The organism is Mycobacterium sp. 1165196.3, assembly GCF_001673415.1.
Lineage (GTDB): Bacteria > Actinomycetota > Actinomycetes > Mycobacteriales > Mycobacteriaceae > Mycobacterium > Mycobacterium europaeum_A.
On record NZ_LZLU01000053.1, the window covers coordinates 1 to 15,192 of the forward strand.

14 protein-coding genes are annotated in these 15,192 nt (G+C 69.8%); 5 read left to right on the forward strand and 9 right to left on the reverse strand.

The features are described from left to right. From A5659_RS04775 to ctpC, 3 genes are all read left to right on the forward strand, one after another. A partial coding sequence (locus A5659_RS04775; protein WP_255364631.1) for a TIGR03089 family protein occupies nucleotides 1-540 on the forward strand: 540 nt, incomplete at its 5' end. 115 nt (nucleotides 541-655) lie between these two features. Beyond that, nucleotides 656-937, forward strand: coding sequence for a DUF1490 family protein (locus A5659_RS04780; protein ID WP_066868504.1), 282 nt, complete (start codon nucleotides 656-658; stop codon nucleotides 935-937). Nucleotides 938-947: 10 nt separating this feature from the next. Further along, nucleotides 948-3,170 carry a manganese-exporting P-type ATPase CtpC gene (ctpC, locus tag A5659_RS04785; RefSeq protein ID WP_067179557.1) on the forward strand — a complete coding sequence of 741 codons (2,223 nt, stop codon included), beginning with the start codon at nucleotides 948-950 and terminating at the stop codon, nucleotides 3,168-3,170. Nucleotides 3,171-3,174: 4 nt separating this feature from the next. Here the strand turns inward: ctpC and A5659_RS04790 are convergent, their stop codons facing one another. Continuing rightward, nucleotides 3,175-3,831 carry a cation transporter gene (locus A5659_RS04790; RefSeq protein WP_066868506.1) on the reverse strand — a complete coding sequence of 219 codons (657 nt, stop codon included), beginning with the start codon at nucleotides 3,829-3,831 and terminating at the stop codon, nucleotides 3,175-3,177. A gap of 138 nt (nucleotides 3,832-3,969) precedes the next feature. Between A5659_RS04790 and A5659_RS04795 the strand changes: the two genes are divergently transcribed. Next, entirely contained in the window at nucleotides 3,970-4,893 is a 924-nt protein-coding gene (locus A5659_RS04795) for a class I SAM-dependent methyltransferase (protein ID WP_066868507.1), read from the forward strand. 3 nt (nucleotides 4,894-4,896) lie between these two features. Continuing rightward, the gene (locus tag A5659_RS04800) at nucleotides 4,897-6,099 is read left to right on the forward strand and encodes a CoA transferase (RefSeq protein WP_066868508.1); all 1,203 of its coding nucleotides are present in this window, start codon (nucleotides 4,897-4,899) and stop codon (nucleotides 6,097-6,099) included. Between the two features lie 4 nt (nucleotides 6,100-6,103). Here A5659_RS04800 and A5659_RS04805 read toward each other — a convergent pair whose 3' ends face one another. The 8 genes from A5659_RS04805 to A5659_RS04840 all read right to left on the reverse strand — a co-directional run. Then, entirely contained in the window at nucleotides 6,104-8,056 is a 1,953-nt protein-coding gene (locus tag A5659_RS04805) for a serine/threonine-protein kinase PknD (RefSeq protein WP_067179559.1), read from the reverse strand. A gap of 18 nt (nucleotides 8,057-8,074) precedes the next feature. Continuing rightward, nucleotides 8,075-9,181: a phosphate ABC transporter substrate-binding protein PstS gene (pstS, locus tag A5659_RS04810; RefSeq protein ID WP_067179561.1), complete on the reverse strand. Its 1,107-nt coding sequence runs from the start codon at nucleotides 9,179-9,181 to the stop codon at nucleotides 8,075-8,077. Between the two features lie 246 nt (nucleotides 9,182-9,427). Next, complete coding sequence (locus A5659_RS04815; RefSeq protein WP_066868516.1) at nucleotides 9,428-9,877, reverse strand: response regulator; 450 nt, start codon at nucleotides 9,875-9,877, stop codon at nucleotides 9,428-9,430. Continuing rightward, nucleotides 9,874-11,472: a CHASE3 domain-containing protein gene (locus tag A5659_RS04820; RefSeq protein WP_067179563.1), complete on the reverse strand. Its 1,599-nt coding sequence runs from the start codon at nucleotides 11,470-11,472 to the stop codon at nucleotides 9,874-9,876. Before A5659_RS04820 ends, A5659_RS04815 begins: the two co-directional genes overlap by 4 nt. Further along, a complete protein-coding gene (locus A5659_RS04825) occupies nucleotides 11,469-12,614 on the reverse strand; it encodes a PP2C family protein-serine/threonine phosphatase (RefSeq protein ID WP_156748833.1) in 1,146 nt (381 codons plus the stop codon). The genes A5659_RS04820 and A5659_RS04825 overlap by 4 nt, the downstream gene beginning before the upstream one ends. 248 nt (nucleotides 12,615-12,862) lie before the next feature. Continuing rightward, on the reverse strand, nucleotides 12,863-14,032 hold the full coding sequence (locus tag A5659_RS04830) for an acyl-CoA dehydrogenase (protein WP_067179565.1): 1,170 nt from the start codon (nucleotides 14,030-14,032) through the stop codon (nucleotides 12,863-12,865). 72 nt (nucleotides 14,033-14,104) lie between these two features. Then, complete coding sequence (purE, locus tag A5659_RS04835) at nucleotides 14,105-14,617, reverse strand: 5-(carboxyamino)imidazole ribonucleotide mutase (RefSeq protein WP_067179567.1); 513 nt, start codon at nucleotides 14,615-14,617, stop codon at nucleotides 14,105-14,107. Further along, nucleotides 14,610-15,192, reverse strand: a 583-nt coding sequence (locus tag A5659_RS04840) for a 5-(carboxyamino)imidazole ribonucleotide synthase (RefSeq protein WP_082975895.1), incomplete at its 5' end; no start/stop codon positions are given. The genes A5659_RS04840 and purE, both read right to left, overlap by 8 nt.

Consider the following 15,192-nt stretch of genomic DNA (forward strand, 5'->3'; position numbering starts at 1 on the left):
GCCGGGCCGGCCAGCACCGCCTCGGCGCCGATCCACCACACCCCGAACAGCACCGCCGCCGTCTGCCAGTGCGCGGGCAACAGGATCGCCACCCGGCTGGCCGGCCCGGCCGACGTGGCCCTCTGCACGGCGCAGCGACTGGACGAGGCCGACGAGGCGGTGGCCGGGGGTGAGGTGGCGGTGCTGTCGCTGGACCCGTTCGGCCGCCCGGCACCCGACCTGCCAATCGGGGTGACGGACTACGCCACCGCGGTGCGGGTGCACGGCGATCAGATCGTTCCCGAACCGCGACCCGGTCCGGCGCTGGGCGGGCGATCGGTCGACGAGGTGCTGGCCGATTGCCAAAGCTCGGCCGCGGCAAGGGGTTTGACGCCCGGCGACCGCGTGCTGTCCGGCGCGTCGTGGTCCGGTCCCGCCGAGCTGGTGGATCACCTGCTGGCCATCCTGGCCGTCGGCGGCTCGCTGGTGCAGGTGGCCAACGCCGACCCGGCCGCACAACAGCGCCGCATCGAGACCGAAAAGGTCACCCGGGTGCTGTAGCGGCCCGGCACCGCCCGCCAGGGCGCGGCCGATACATATTGATATCGCTATATTTCGATGTTAACGTCGTGCAAGCATGGGCTAAACGCTGAGGCGAAACAGGAGGGTTGCGGCAATGGCGGTGTACGGGCTCTTGGCGAAGGCGGCAGGCACGGTGGTCACCGGGTTGGTCGGCGTGACGGCCTACGAGGTGGTGCGCAAGGCCGTGGCCAAGGCACCGCTGCACGAGACCGCGGTCAAGGGCGCCGAACTCGGGCTGCGCGGCACTCGCAAGGCCGAGGAGGCCGCCGAGTCGGCACGGCTGCGGCTCGCCGACGTGATGGCCGAGGCCCGCGAACGCATCGGCGAGGAGGCCCCCACCCCGTCGGTCGCCGCCCCCCACGACCACGAGCACTGATTCCCTCGACATGGACCTCGCCCTAGTCCCCGACATCGCAGACGAGGCGCGAACCGAAGACCCTGCGCTGCATGTCATTTCGGATGCGGCCGGGCGCATGCGGGTGGCCGTCGGCTGGGTCCGCGCCGACACCCGGCGCGCCGTGGCGGTCGAAGAGGCCGTCGCCAAGTGCGCGGGCGTGCGGGTGGTGCACGCCTACCCGCGCACCGGATCGGTCGTCGTCTGGTATTCGCCCCGGCGCTGCGACCGGTCCTCGGTGCTGGCCGCCATCGGCGAGGCGGCGCACGTCGCCGCCGAGCTGATCCCGGCCCGCGCGCCGCATTCGGAGGAGATCCGCAACGCCGACGTGCTGCGCATGGTGATCGGCGGCGCCGCGCTGGCCCTGCTCGGGGTGCGCCGCTACGTCTTTGCGCGCCCGCCACTGCTGGGCCCCAGCGGCCGGCTGTTCGCCACCGGCGTCACCGTCTTCACCGGCTACCCCTTCCTGCGGGGCGCGCTGCGCTCGTTGCGCTCCGGGCGGGCCGGAACCGACGCGCTGGTCTCGGCGGCGACCGTGGCCAGCCTTGTGCTGCGCGAGAACGTCGTCGCGCTGACCGTGCTGTGGCTGCTCAATATCGGTGAGTACCTTCAGGATCTGACGCTGCGGCGGACCCGCCGCGCCATCTCCGAACTGCTGCGCGGCAGCCAGGACACGGCGTGGATCCGGCTCGACGACGGCGGCAACGAGGTCCAGGTGCCCATCGACACCGTGCAGATCGGCGACGAGGTGGTGGTGCACGACCACGTGGCCATCCCGGTCGACGGCGAGGTGGTCGACGGCGAGGCGATCGTCAACCAGTCGGCGATCACCGGGGAGAACCTGCCGGTCAGCGTCGTGGTGGGCGCGCACGTGCACGCGGGCTCGGTGGTGGTCCGCGGACGCCTGGTGGTGCGCGCCAGCGCGGTCGGCAATCAGACCACCATCGGCCGCATCATCACCCGGGTCGAGGAGGCCCAGCACGACCGCGCGCCGATCCAGACCGTCGGCGAAAACTTCTCGCGCCGTTTCGTTCCCACCTCGTTCATCGTCTCGGCCATCACGCTGGTCGTCACCGGCGACGTGCGCCGGGCGATGACCATGCTGCTGATCGCCTGCCCGTGCGCGGTGGGGCTGGCCACCCCGACCGCGATCAGCGCGGCGATCGGCAACGGGGCGCGCCGCGGCATCCTGATCAAGGGCGGCTCGCACCTCGAGCAGGCCGGCCGGGTGGACGCGATCGTGTTCGACAAGACCGGCACGCTCACGGTCGGGCGCCCGGTGGTGACCAATATCATTGCGCTGCATAAGGATTGGCAACCCGAGCAGGTGCTGGCGTATGCGGCCAGCTCGGAGATCCACTCCCGGCACCCGCTGGCCGAGGCGGTGATCCGGTCCACCGAGGAACGCCACATCACCATCCCGCCGCACGAGGAGTGCGAGGTCCTGGTGGGGCTGGGCATGCGGACCTGGGCCGACGGCCGGACCCTGCTGCTGGGCAGCCCCGGGCTGCTGCGCGCCGAGAAGGTGCGGGTGTCCAAGAAGGCCTCGGAGTGGGTGGACCGGCTGCGCCGTCAGGCCGAAACCCCGCTGCTGCTGGCCGTCGACGGCAAGCTGGTGGGGCTGATCAGCCTGCGTGACGAGGTGCGTCCCGAGGCGTCCGAGGTGCTGAAGAAGCTGCGCGCCAACGGCATTCGCCGCATCGTCATGCTCACCGGAGATCACCCGGACATCGCCGAGGTGGTCGCGGGCGAGCTCGGGATCGACGAGTGGCGCGCCGAGGTGATGCCGGAGGACAAGCTCGCGGCGGTGCGCGACCTGCAGGACGAGGGCTACACCGTCGGCATGGTCGGCGACGGCGTCAACGACGCGCCCGCGCTGGCCGCCGCCGACATCGGCATCGCGATGGGGCTGGCCGGAACCGACGTCGCCGTCGAGACCGCCGACGTGGCGCTGGCCAACGACGACCTGCACCGGCTGCTCGACGTGCGCGACCTGGGCGCCCGCGCGGTCGACGTCATCCGGGAGAACTACGGCATGTCCATCGCCGTCAACGCCGCCGGGCTGATCATCGGCGCGGGCGGGGCGCTGTCCCCGGTGCTGGCCGCGATCCTGCACAACGCCTCGTCGGTGGCGGTGGTGGCCAACAGCTCCCGGCTGATCCGCTACCGGCTGGACGCGCCGCGCGCCGCGACGAACGGCGAGCGCGCCGGTTAGGGCATCAGCAGCCGCACTCCTGGCCGCGCCAGGCGCGCAGCCCCTGCCAGAGCGCGACACCGGCGATGGCCAGCCCGACGGCCGGGTCGATCCACCACCCGCCGGACCACAGCGCCGTCATCGCGAGGCCGATCAGCACCCCGGCGGCCTGGGCGGCGCACAGGTAGTTCTGGACGCCTTCGGCCTCGGTGGCCCCCGAGCCCAGCCGGGCGCCCAACCGGTGGTTGGCCCGTCCCAGCACCGGCATCAGCACCAGCGCGAGGGCGGTCAGCCCGATGCCGATCGCCGAGGTCTCGGCGTGCCGTTCGGCGGCCAGCTCGCGGATCGACTCGGCGGCGATGTACGGCGCGGTCAACCAGAACGACACCGCCACACCGCGTTGCGCGCGCCGCTCGGCCCGCTCGGAGCAGGCGCGCGCCCCGCTGAACCGCCACACCACCATGGCGCTGGCCAGCGCCTCCGACGCGCCGCCCAGTGCCCAGCCGGTCAGGGCGACGGAGGACACCGACAACCCCTGCCACAGCCCGACGACACCCTCGACCAGCACCACCGCCAGGCTGATCCAGGCCAACCGCCGCGCCCGCGCGGCGCCGCGCCGCCAGTCGACGTCACGCGCCGCGCTGCTCCCGCACTGCTGCTCGAGGACAACCGAAGTGGTCATGGCGCGAGGCTAGCGGCGGCGCGGCGGGCCCCGCCGCCGCAACGCCCGGCCGTGATCGATCTGTGTCGCACCTCGCGACTCGCGCCGCGGCGCCGGTAGTTATTGTGGCTAACCAGTAGAGCGGAAGGGATTTCCTCGATGGCGCGCACCGACGACGACACCTGGGACCTGGCGACCAGCGTGGGAGCGACCGCCACCATGGTGGCCGCCGGGCGGGCCCGGGCCACCCGCGACGGGCTGATCGACGACCGGTTCGCCGAGCCGCTGGTGCGCGCGGTCGGCGTCGACTTCATGACCCGCTGGGCCGCCGGCGAACTGGACTCCGCCGACGTCGACGAGCCCGGCGCCCCGTGGGGCATGCAACGCATGACCGACATGCTCGCCGCCCGCACCCGCTACATCGACGCCTTCTTCGCCGAGGCGGGCGCCCAGAAGGATCCAGCCATCGACCAGGTGGTCATCCTGGCCTCCGGCCTGGACGCGCGCGCCTATCGGCTGGCGTGGGCGCCGGGCACCACGGTGTTCGAGATCGACCAACCGCAGGTCCTCGAGTTCAAGGCCGCCACCATCGCCGAACTCGGCGCCCAGCCGACCGCCGAGGTGCGCGCCGTCCCCATCGACCTGCGCCACGACTGGCCGGCGGCGCTGCGCCAGGCCGGCTTCGACACCGGGCGACCCGCCGCCTGGGCGGCCGAGGGGCTGGTCGGCTTCCTGCCGCCCGAGGCCCAGGATCGCTTGCTGGACAACGTCACCGCCCTGTCCGCCGACGGCAGCCAGCTGGTGGCCGAGGTGTTCGCGAACACCGGCATCAACGGCGACGCCCTGAATGCCGCCAGCGAGAAGTGGCGACGCAACGGCCTGGACATCGCCCTGGGCGAGCTGGGCTTCCCCGGCGAGCGCAATGACGTGGCGACCTACCTGCAGCAGCGGGGCTGGCAGCCGGTCCGCACCCCGCTCAACCAGCTGCTGGCCAACGCCGGGCTGCCGCTGCAGTCGACCGACCCCGATGCGCCTTTCGCCCAGAACTACTACTGCACCGCGGTGCTGAACAAGACGGGGTAGACGATGCCGAACAGCAAGCCCGCCAAGCCACTTGACGGATTCCGCGTGCTCGACTTCACCCAGAACATCGCCGGCCCGCTGGCCGGACAGGTGCTGGCCGATCTGGGCGCCGAGGTCATCAAGATCGAGGCGCCCGTCGGTGAGGCCGCCCGGCACATCACGGCGGTGTTGCCCGGGCGCCCGCCGCTGGCCACCCTGTTCCTTCCCCACAACCGCGGCAAGAAGTCGGTGATGGCCGACCTGCGCAGCGACGAGGCCAAGGAACAGATCCTGCGACTGGTCGACACCGCGGACGTTGTGCTGGAAGGCTTTCGGCCCGGGGTGATGGAACGCCTGGGCCTGGGCCCCGACGAGCTGCAATCGCGCAATCCCAAGCTCATCTACGCGCGCCTTTCGGCCTACGGCGGCAATGGCCCGCAGGGCAGCCGACCGGGCGTCGACCTGATGGTGGCCGCCGAGTCGGGCATGACCACCGGGATGCCCACGCCCACCGGCAAACCCCAGATCATCCCGTTCCAGCTCGTCGACGCCGCCAGCGGTCACGTGCTGGCCCAGGCGGTGCTGGCCGCGCTGCTCAACCGCGAGCGCCACGGCGTCGCCGACGTGGTGCGGGTCGCCATGTACGACGTCGCGGTCAGCCTGCAGGCCAGCCAGCTGACCATCCACCTGAACAAGCCGACCGAGGCCCCCACGCCAGATGCGCCAAAGACCAAGCGGCGCAAGGGCGTTGGATTCGCCACCCAGCCGTCGGACGCGTTCAAGGCCGCCGACGGCTACCTGGTGATCAGCGCGTACGTGCCCAAGCACTGGGACAAGCTGTGCGAGATCATCGGCCGCCCCGACATGCGCGACGACGAGCGGTTCATCGACCAGCGGGCGCGGGCGCTCAACTATCCCGAACTGACCGAGGAACTCGAGAAGGCGCTGGCCGCCAAGACCGCCGACGAATGGGTGCGGCTGCTGCAGGAGGGCGGCCTGATGGCCTGCCACGCCTACACCTGGAAGCAGGTGGTGAGCACCGCGCTGTTCGCCGAGAACGAGCTGGCCCTGCCGGTCGGCGAGGGCGAAGATCGGGTCACCGTAATCCGCACTCCCGCACGCTATTCCAGCTTCGAGGCCTTGTCAGCTGGGTGGGCCACCGACCCGCCCCCGGCCCTCGGCCAGCACACCGAGGAGTATCTGGGCGCAGCGCAGCCCACGCCGTAGGCGTTCACGGCGTCAGTTTGACCACCCGGTTGTTGCCGCGGTCGGCGACGTAGACGTTCTGGTCCTTGCCGACGGTCACCGCCAGCGGAGTGTTGAGCCCGTCGAACGGCATGACCGTCCCGGTGGTCGCGCCCGGAGCGTATTTCACCACGTCGCTCTTGTCGTGCTCGGTGACGTAGACGGTTCCGCTGTTGTCCACCGCGATGCCCCAGGGCACGGACAGGTCGTGGAATGGCAACTCCGACTGGGTGTTTGACGCCGCGTCGAGCTTGACCACCCTGTTGTTGTCGGTGTCCGCGACGTAGACGTTGCCCGCCGGGTCGACGGCCACCCCGTCCGGGTTGTTCAGCCCGTTGAACGGCAGCACGGTCTGGGTCGTGGATCCCGCTGCCATTTTCACCACCCTGCCGTTGCCGCGGTCGGCGACATACACGGCGCCCTGACTGTCGACCGCGACGCCCTCCGGGTAGTTCAGGCCGGTGAACGGCAGTTCCTTCTGACTGTTGGAGCCCGCGGCCATGCTGATCACCCGGTTGTTGAAATCGGCGACGTACACCGTTCCCGCGCCGTCGACGGCCAGGCCCTGTGGCTGGTAGAGCCCGTTGAACGGCAGCACCGTCGTGGCCTGTGAATCCGCCGCCAACTTCACCACCCGGCCGTACATGCCCTGGCTGGTGACGTAGACGTTGCCGGCGCTGTCCAGCGTCACGCCGCCCGGGGAGAGACGGAAGTCAATACCGTTGAAGGGCAACACACTTTGGCCGCCGGTCTGTTTGGAGGGTCCCGACGACCCGGTGGACAGGTAGCCGACGACCGCCACCACGAACGCGACCAGAGCGACCAGGGCGATGGCGCCGACGATGATCCACTGCCTGCGTTTGTTGTCGGTCGGCGCGGCTGGGCGCCCGAAGTCCGGGGCGGGTGGATACGCGCGACCGGATGCCGTTGGGGCGGCGCGGATCAGCGACGGTCGAGGGCCGGACCGTTCGCTTTTCGCACCGCCCGCCGCCGGGGGCAGCGGGCCGGCCACGGTATCGGCGCTCGGCGACGCAGCGTACGCGCCCATTGCCGCGATCTGGCCGTCGCGCAGGATCGTGCTGGCCTTGCGCTGCTCGGCGGTGGTCAGCGCGTCGTGGGCGGCGGAGGCGAATTCGCCCGCGGTGCGATAGCGGTCCTCGGGGCGTTTGGCCATGCCCTTGGCGATCACCTGATCCAGGGCGGGCGGAAACGCGCCGGGGCGCAATTGGCTGGGCGGCGGGGCCGTCTTGGTCAGGTGCGCGGCGACCAGCCGTTCGACGGTGTCGGCCCGGTGGGGCGGCGAGCCGGTCAGGCACTCGCTCAAAACGCATGCGAGCGAGTAGATGTCGACGCTATGGGTGACCTCGTCGTCGGTGAATCGTTCCGGGGCCATGTAGTAATACGTTCCGATAGCGGTCCCGACCTGGGTCAGCCCCGGATCCGACGCGGCCCGTGCGATGCCGAAATCCGCCAGGTAGGCGAAGTCGCTGGGGGTGACCAGGATGTTGCCCGGTGTGACGTCGCGGTGCGTGACTCCGGTGGCGTGCGCGGCGTCCAGCGCGGCGGCGACCTGGCTGATGATGGCGATCGCCCGCGGCGGGGCCAACGGCCCGTCCCGATGCAACAGCGTGGCCAGATTGACGCCGTCGACGAGGCGCATGTCCACGTAAAAGCGTCCGTCGAACTCGCCGTAGTCGTGGATCGGCACCACATGCGGTTCGGTCAGCCGTCCCGCAATATCGGCCTCGCGCCGCAGCCGCGCACGGAACTCCGGGTTGCCGGAAAACTGCTGCGAGATCAGCTTCAGGGCCACCATGCGACCCTTGCGGGTGTCCTCGGCCTCGTACACCTCGCCCATGCCGCCCTGGCGCAGTAGTCGCACCAGCCGGTAGGGCCCGAACCACGACCCGACCCGCGCGGCCGGCGCGCCATCGCTCACCGTCGAGCCTCCTTACCGTCAGGAAATCGCATTGACCGCGCTCGACAGCTTCGCCGTGAACGAGCTGGGCAGCGGGATGGAACCGTACTGGTCCAAACCGTCCTGCCCCGGACCGATCGCCGCCTGCATGAACGCCTTCACCGCCGCGCCCGTGGCCGCGTCCGGGTACTTCGAGCAGACGATTTCATACGTCGCGAGCACGATCGGGTACGCGCCCTGCTGGGTCGGCTTGTAGAACGACGAGGTGTCCAGCACCAGGTCGTTGCCCTGGCCACTGACGGTCGCCCCGGCGATCGTCTTCTCGACGGACTCCTTGGTGATCGGCACCGCGTCCGGGCCCGCCGACGTGATGATCGACGCCATGGTCAGCTGCTTGCCCACCGCGAAGGACCACTCGTTGTAGGTGATCGACCCGTCGGTGTTCTGCAGCAGTGCGGAGGTGCCGTTGTTCCCGCTGGCGCCCTGCCCGACCCCGCCGGTGAACGCCTCGCTGGTGCCCTTGCCCCAGGCGCCGTTGGACGCGCCGTCGAGGTACTTCTGAAAGTTGGCGGTGGTGCCGGACTTGTCGCTGCGGAAGATGACCGCGATAGGCGTCGACGGCAGGTTCAGGCCCGGGTTGATGACCTTCAGCGCCGGGTCGTCCCACTTGGTGATGGCGCCGTTGAAGATCTTCGCGACGGTGGGACCATCCAGCTTCAGCCCGTTTACCCCGGAGAGGTGGTAGGTGACCGCGATCGGCCCGAACACGGTGGGCAGGTCCCAGGCCGGCGAGCCGCATCGCTGCGCCGCCCGGTCGTACTGACCGGTCGAGGGGTCCAGGGGGATATCGGAACCGGCGAGGTCGGTCTGGTTGTTGAGGAACTGGGTCAGGCCGGCGCCGGAGCCGTTCGCGTTGTAGTCCAGCGTGTAGCCGGGGCAGGCGCGGACGTAGGCGTAGACGAACTGTTCGATCGCGTTCTGCTGCGCGGTCGAGCCGCTGTCTTTGAGCACCTTCTTGCCGCCGCAGTCCACCGACGCCGGCTTGCCCCCGGAGCCCGACGAGTTCGAGTGGTCGCCACAGCCCGTCAGCGCCAGGGCGGTCACGGCCGCCAGGCTCAGCGCTGTGCCGTATCGAGCGAGCCTCACGCAACTCCTTCGCACCTCGCGGCGGGGGACGCGGGGCATCGCCGCCGGCTACTGCCCAGGGGACAACAAAAGTTAACCAATCGTGAATATACAAACCCTTGACATCCAATAAGAGGTAACTGTGTGCCCGCTGTTCGCCGGGAGGCACGTAGCATCGAACGCTGATGAGAGGCCCAGAACCGTGTTCCTGCTGCTGATCGTGCTGGGTTGGTTGCTCGGCTGGTTATCGCGGCGGGCGCCGCGCGATCAGCTCCCGTTGCCCGGGAGCCGCACCACCTGAACGAAGAACTCGTCGATCTGCCGGACGGCCTTCATGAACTGATCGAGGTCGACGGGTTTGGTGACGTAGGCGTTCGCGTGCAGCTTGTAGCTCTTGAGGATGTCCTCCTCCGCCGAGGAGGTGGTGAGCACCACGACCGGGATGCGGGCCAGGTCGGGATCCGACTTGATCTTCTCCAGCAGCTGACGGCCGTCGTACTTGGGCAGGTTCAAATCGAGCAGGATGAGGTCGGGGCGCGGGGCGTCGGCGTATTCACCCCGCCGGTAGAGGTAGTTGAGGCCTTCCTCCCCGTCGTGGGCGACGTGCAGCCGGTTCTTGAGCTTGTTGTGCTCGAACGCCTCTCGCGTGATCAGCTCGTCGCCCGGGTCGTCCTCGACGAGCAGGATGTCGATCGCTCTGCCTTCGGGTGTCGTCATTGATGCGCTCCTTCCAAAGCGACCGGGTCTTCTTCGTCGACGGGTTCGGGCATGGGCAGGGTGAATTCGAACCGGGTCCCGTCGGTGTAGGACGTGTCGATCCGGACGGTGCCGCCGTGGTGCTCGATGATCTTCTTGACCAGGGCCAAGCCAACTCCGGTGCCGGCGTACACATCCCGGCCGTGCAGCCGCTGGAAGATCACGAAGACCTTGTCGGAGAACTCCTCGGGGATGCCGATGCCGTTGTCCGCCACGCTCAGCAGCCACTGCCCGTCGTGCGTGCCGGTGCCGGGCACGCATTCGATGACGATGCGGGGGCGACGATCCTTGTGCCGGAACTTGATCGCGTTGCCGACCAGGTTCTGCCACAGCATCGTCAGCAGCATCGGATCCCCGACGATCTGCGGGAGCGGCTCCGGGCGCACGATTTCGGCGTCAGCCTCCTCGATCGCCACGGCCAGGTTGGCCAGGCCGGCATCCAGCGTCGCGTCGAGGGCCACCTCGGTTTCGGTGGTGCCCAGCCGGCCGACCCGGGAGAAGGTGAGCAGGTCGTTGATCAGCGCCTGCATGCGCTTGGCGCCATCGACCGCGAAGCCGATGTATTCGATGCCGCGCTCGTCCAGCTGGTCGCCGTAACGCTTTTCCAGCAGCTGACAGAACGACGCGACCTTGCGCAGCGGCTCCTGCAGGTCGTGGGAGGCGACGTAGGCGAACTGCTCGAGTTCGGTGTTGGATCGGCGCAATTCGGCGGCCTGCTCGTCCAGTTGCGCCTGGGCGCTTTGCGACACCGCGAGCTCCTCGACCATGCGCTTGCGCATGTTCTCCACGTCGATCGCCATGTTCCGGATGTCCCTGGGCCGCCGCGGGGGCGAGATCGTCTCGTCGAAGTTGCCCTCGGTGATCCGCCGGCAGGCCGCGGCCAGCGCCGCGATCGGCCGGGTGATCGCCGCGCGACTGAGCAACCCCAGCGCCGTGGCGGCGCCGATGATTATCAGCACCGTGGCGCCCAGCACCCAGTCGCGCCAGCCGTTGATCTCGTTGAGCTCGTCGATGGCAGCCGTTCTGGCCACCGCGAGGTGCGTGTTCTGCGTTTCGAAAAGTGCACGCAGATGATCGAATTTGACCTTGCCCATGTCGGCCGTGCGGGGGCTCACGTAGGTCGGGGTCCTGGGAGCCACGTTGGCGATCAGCGGCTCGGCATAGTTCGTCCGCCAGTCGGCGGCGGCGGCTTCCACCGCGTCCAGATCGGCCATCAGCTCCGCGCGGCCACCCACCAGACGCCGAACCTCGCTGGTCGCATCCTGTTCGGCGCGCTGCCCGTCGTAATACGGCGCGAGGAACTGCCGGTCGGCGGTGATCAGGTAGCCGCGCATGCCCGTCTCCTGGTCACGCACCGCCGACTGCAAACGCGCCGCTGCGACGCGCGCAGGCTGAATGTTCTGGGCCAACTCGCGCGACACCTCGTCGGTGCGGTGCAGTAACGCCGCGCCGACCAGCGCCCCGACCAGCACCGTGGCGCCCAAGATCCACAGCACGAGCGCCAGCCATCCCCGCACGGTGAGGTCGGTCAACCGATGCGGACGCGATGCCGTCACGGGGTCGTCCTCTCCAGCCGCAGCACGGCGATGTCATCGGTGAGGCCGCCGCGGGGCTGCGCGAGTTCCTGCGCCCCGTTGATCAGCGCGTCGACGAACTCGGGGCCGGGCCGGTTGGCGTGCCTGCGGGCCAGGGCGAGCAGGCCGTCCTCGCCGAGGCGTTGCGTGCCTTCGCCCGAATACCCCTCGTAGAGCCCGTCGGTCAGCAACAGCAGGCCCTCACCCGCGCGCAGCTCCAGCTCCTCCTGCGGCCAGTGCCCGGCCCCCAGGCCCAGCGCCGGGCCGCCCGGCGGCTCCAGCCACTGCACGGTCCCGCCGGCCTGCAGCAACATCCCGGGATGGCCGGCGCGGATGACGCTGACCCGCGGGCTGTCCGGGGAGATCTCCAGCGTGAGCACGGTCGCGAAAATGCCGGTGCCGGTGCGTTCCGAGTACAAGACCCGCTCGAGCTGGCGCATCAATTCGACGCCGTGCACACCGGCGAAGGTGAGCGCGCGAAAGGCGATGCGCAGGGCCGCGCCCAGCGCCGCCTCGTGCGGGCCGTGCCCGGCGACGTCGCCGATCAGCACGTGCACGACCCGGTCGGGCGTCTGGACGACGTCGTAGAAATCCCCACACAGCAAAGCGTCTTCGCGGCTCGGCCGGTATCGGGCGACGATGTCGACGCCCGGGTTGTCCAGCAGCAGCGGCGACGGCAGCAGCCCGCGTTCCAGCAGCGCGTTCTCCCGGGCCCGCAGCTGCGTCGCGTGCAGATCGGCGGCGATCAGCTCGGCACGCTTGCGCTCGATCGCGTAGAGCAGCGCGCGGCGCAGCATCTCCGGCTCGACCCGGCCCTTGACGAGGTAGTCCTGGGCGCCGGCGGCGACGGCCGACGCCCCGAAGTATTCGTCGTTCAGCCCGGTCAGCACCACGATCGGGACGGTCGCGTCGAGGCTGGCGATGCGGTTCAACGCGTCGATCCCGCTGGCGTCGGGCAGGTGCAGATCCAGCAGCACGCAGTCGGGCCGCGCGGACACCAGCTCGCGTTCGGCGTGCGCCATCGACTTCGCCCACACCACGCGGATGTCGGTGACCGCGTCGGTGATCAGGTCTTCCACCAGCACCGCGTCGGCACGGTCGTCCTCGACCAACAGCAACGACAACGACTGCCAACTCGCCGTCGGGGTGGCTGCAGCGCGCGTCGGTATCAATTCCCGGCCATCTGTGAACGGGCAGGGGAAGTCATGTTCTGCACAGCAGACCCCCTTGCCGCGACAAGACCCTTTGCTCCGTGAGGTGGTCGGAGGTGAGTCGGTGGCTGTTTACCGACCGTCGGTGTGGACTTCACGCACCGAGTGGAGATCCTAAGCGGTGCGGCTCGGCATTTCGCAAGAGCATCGCCGGAAGGCGATCAGCGCAGCAGCGCCCGTGACATCACGACGCGCTGAATCTGGTTGGTGCCCTCGTAGATTTGGGTGATCTTGGCGTCGCGCATCATCCGCTCGACGGGGAAGTCGACGGTGTAGCCGGCGCCCCCGAAGAGCTGCACCGCGTCGGTGGTGACCTCCATCGCGACGTCGGAGGCCAGGCACTTGGATGCGGCGGAGATGAAGCCCAGGTTGGATTCGCCACGCTCGGCGCGGGCGGCGGCGTGGTACACCATCAGCCGCGCGGACTCGACCTTCATGGCCATGTCGGCGAGCATGAACTGCACGCCCTGGTTGTCGCTGACCGGACGGCCGAATTGCTTGCGATCCTTGGTGTAGGCGATGGCGGCGTCCAGCGCGCCCTGGGCGATGCCGACCGCCTGGGCGCCGATGGTGGGCCGGGTGTGGTCCAGCGTCGCCAGCGCGGTCTTGAAGCCGGTACCGGGTTCGCCGATGATCCGGTCACCCGGGATGCGACAGTTCTCGAAGTACAGCTCGGTGGTCGGCGAGCCCTTGATGCCCAGTTTCTTCTCCTTGGGCCCGACCGAAAAGCCCTCGTCGTCCTTGTGCACCATGAACGACGAGATGCCGTTGGCGCCCTTGTCCGGGTCGGTCACGGCCATCACCGTGTACCAGCTCGACTTGCCGCCGTTGGTGATCCAGCACTTGGCGCCGTTGAGGATCCAGTCGTCGCCGTCGGCCTTGGCGCGGGTCCGCATCGAGGCCGCGTCGCTGCCGGCCTCGCGCTCGCTCAGCGCGTAGGACGCCATCGCGGTTCCGTCGGCGATCGACGGCAGCACCTGCTTCTTCAGCTCGTCCGAGCCGCGCAGGATCAGCCCCATCGTGCCCAGCTTGTTGACCGCCGGAATCAGCGAGGCCGAGGTGTCCACGCGGGCGACTTCCTCGATCACGATGCAGGCGGCCACCGAGTCCGCGCCCTGCCCGCCGTACGCCTCGGGCACGTGCACGGCGTTGAAACCGGAGGCGATCAGCGCCTCCAGCGCCTCCTCGGGAAACCGGGAGTTCTCGTCCACGTCGGCGGCGTGCGGGGCGATCTCCTTTTCCGCCAGGGCGCGGATCGCGGCCCGCAATTCGGTGTGCTCCTCGGGCAATTGGAACAAATCAAAGGTGGGGTTTCCGGCCCATCCAGCCATCTCGGCCTCCTAATACACTCTGCCGACATGCCCGGCTTCTCTGCGGGCGCGGCCCGCCTCGTCGCCAGGCTACTAGCCGGTAACTTTACCCTGACGCTGCTGCAGCGCCTCATCCTTGGCCCGCACGCTCTCGGCCAGCTGGTCCTGGAACTCCACGAGCCGCGCCCGCAGCGCCGGGTCCGACGAACCGAGGATGCGCACGGCCAGCAGGCCCGCGTTGCGGGCTCCCCCGATGGAGACCGTGGCCACCGGGACACCGGCGGGCATCTGCACGATCGACAGCAGCGAGTCCAGGCCGTCCAAGCGCGCCAGCGGCACCGGCACGCCGATCACCGGCAGCGGCGTGGCCGACGCGACCATGCCGGGCAGGTGCGCGGCGCCCCCGGCGCCGGCGATGATCACCTCGATGCCGCGCCCGGCCGCGTCGCGCGCGTAGTCGAACATCACCTGCGGGGTGCGGTGCGCCGAGACCACCCGAACCTCGGCCGGCACGTCGAACTCGGCCAACGCCGCCGCGGCGTCGGCCATCACCGACCAGTCGCTGTCGCTGCCCATGATCACGCCGACCCTGGCCCGATTAGTCATGTGGATCCCATCCGTCCGTCCACTGCGCGTGTGACAACCAGTGTGCCGCCAGCTCGGCGCGTTCCCGCAGCTTCGCGACGTAGTCCCGATCCGCCGGCTTGGAGCCGACGAAGTTGATGTGGCCGACCTTGCGGCCGGGTCGTTCCTGTTTGCCGTACAGGTGCACGCGGGCGTCGGGCATCCGCGCGAACAGGTGGTGCAGCCGCTCGTCGACGCTCATCCGCGGGATTTCGGGGGCGCCCAGCACGTTGGCCATCACCGTCACCGGGGCCAGGGCGTCGGTGTCGCCGAGCGGATAGTCCAGCACCGCACGCAGATGCTGCTCGAACTGGCTGGTGCGCGACCCGTCCATGGTCCAGTGCCCCGAGTTGTGCGGCCGCATCGCCAGCTCGTTGACCAGCAGCTCGCCCTCCACGGTCTCGAACAGCTCGACGGCGAGCACCCCGACCACGCCGAGCTCGCCCGCCAGCCGCAGCGCCAGCTGCTGCGCGGCGGCGGCCTGCTCGCCGGACAGCTCCGGCGCGGGCGCGATCACCTGCACGCAGATCCCGTCCCGCTGCACGGTCTCGACGACC

What these genes read in the sequence shown, in the direction of transcription:
- A5659_RS04780 (WP_066868504.1), top strand. Translation starts at nt 656, where the DNA reads ATGGCGGTGTACGGGCTCTTGGCGAAGGCGGCAGGCACGGTGGTCACC.
- ctpC (WP_067179557.1), top strand. Translation starts at nt 948, where the DNA reads ATGGACCTCGCCCTAGTCCCCGACATCGCAGACGAGGCGCGAACCGAA.
- A5659_RS04790 (WP_066868506.1), bottom strand. Translation starts at nt 3,831, where the DNA reads ATGACCACTTCGGTTGTCCTCGAGCAGCAGTGCGGGAGCAGCGCGGCG.
- A5659_RS04795 (WP_066868507.1), top strand. Translation starts at nt 3,970, where the DNA reads ATGGCGCGCACCGACGACGACACCTGGGACCTGGCGACCAGCGTGGGA.
- A5659_RS04800 (WP_066868508.1), top strand. Translation starts at nt 4,897, where the DNA reads ATGCCGAACAGCAAGCCCGCCAAGCCACTTGACGGATTCCGCGTGCTC.
- A5659_RS04815 (WP_066868516.1), bottom strand. Translation starts at nt 9,877, where the DNA reads ATGACGACACCCGAAGGCAGAGCGATCGACATCCTGCTCGTCGAGGAC.
- A5659_RS04830 (WP_067179565.1), bottom strand. Translation starts at nt 14,032, where the DNA reads ATGGCTGGATGGGCCGGAAACCCCACCTTTGATTTGTTCCAATTGCCC.
- purE (WP_067179567.1), bottom strand. Translation starts at nt 14,617, where the DNA reads ATGACTAATCGGGCCAGGGTCGGCGTGATCATGGGCAGCGACAGCGAC.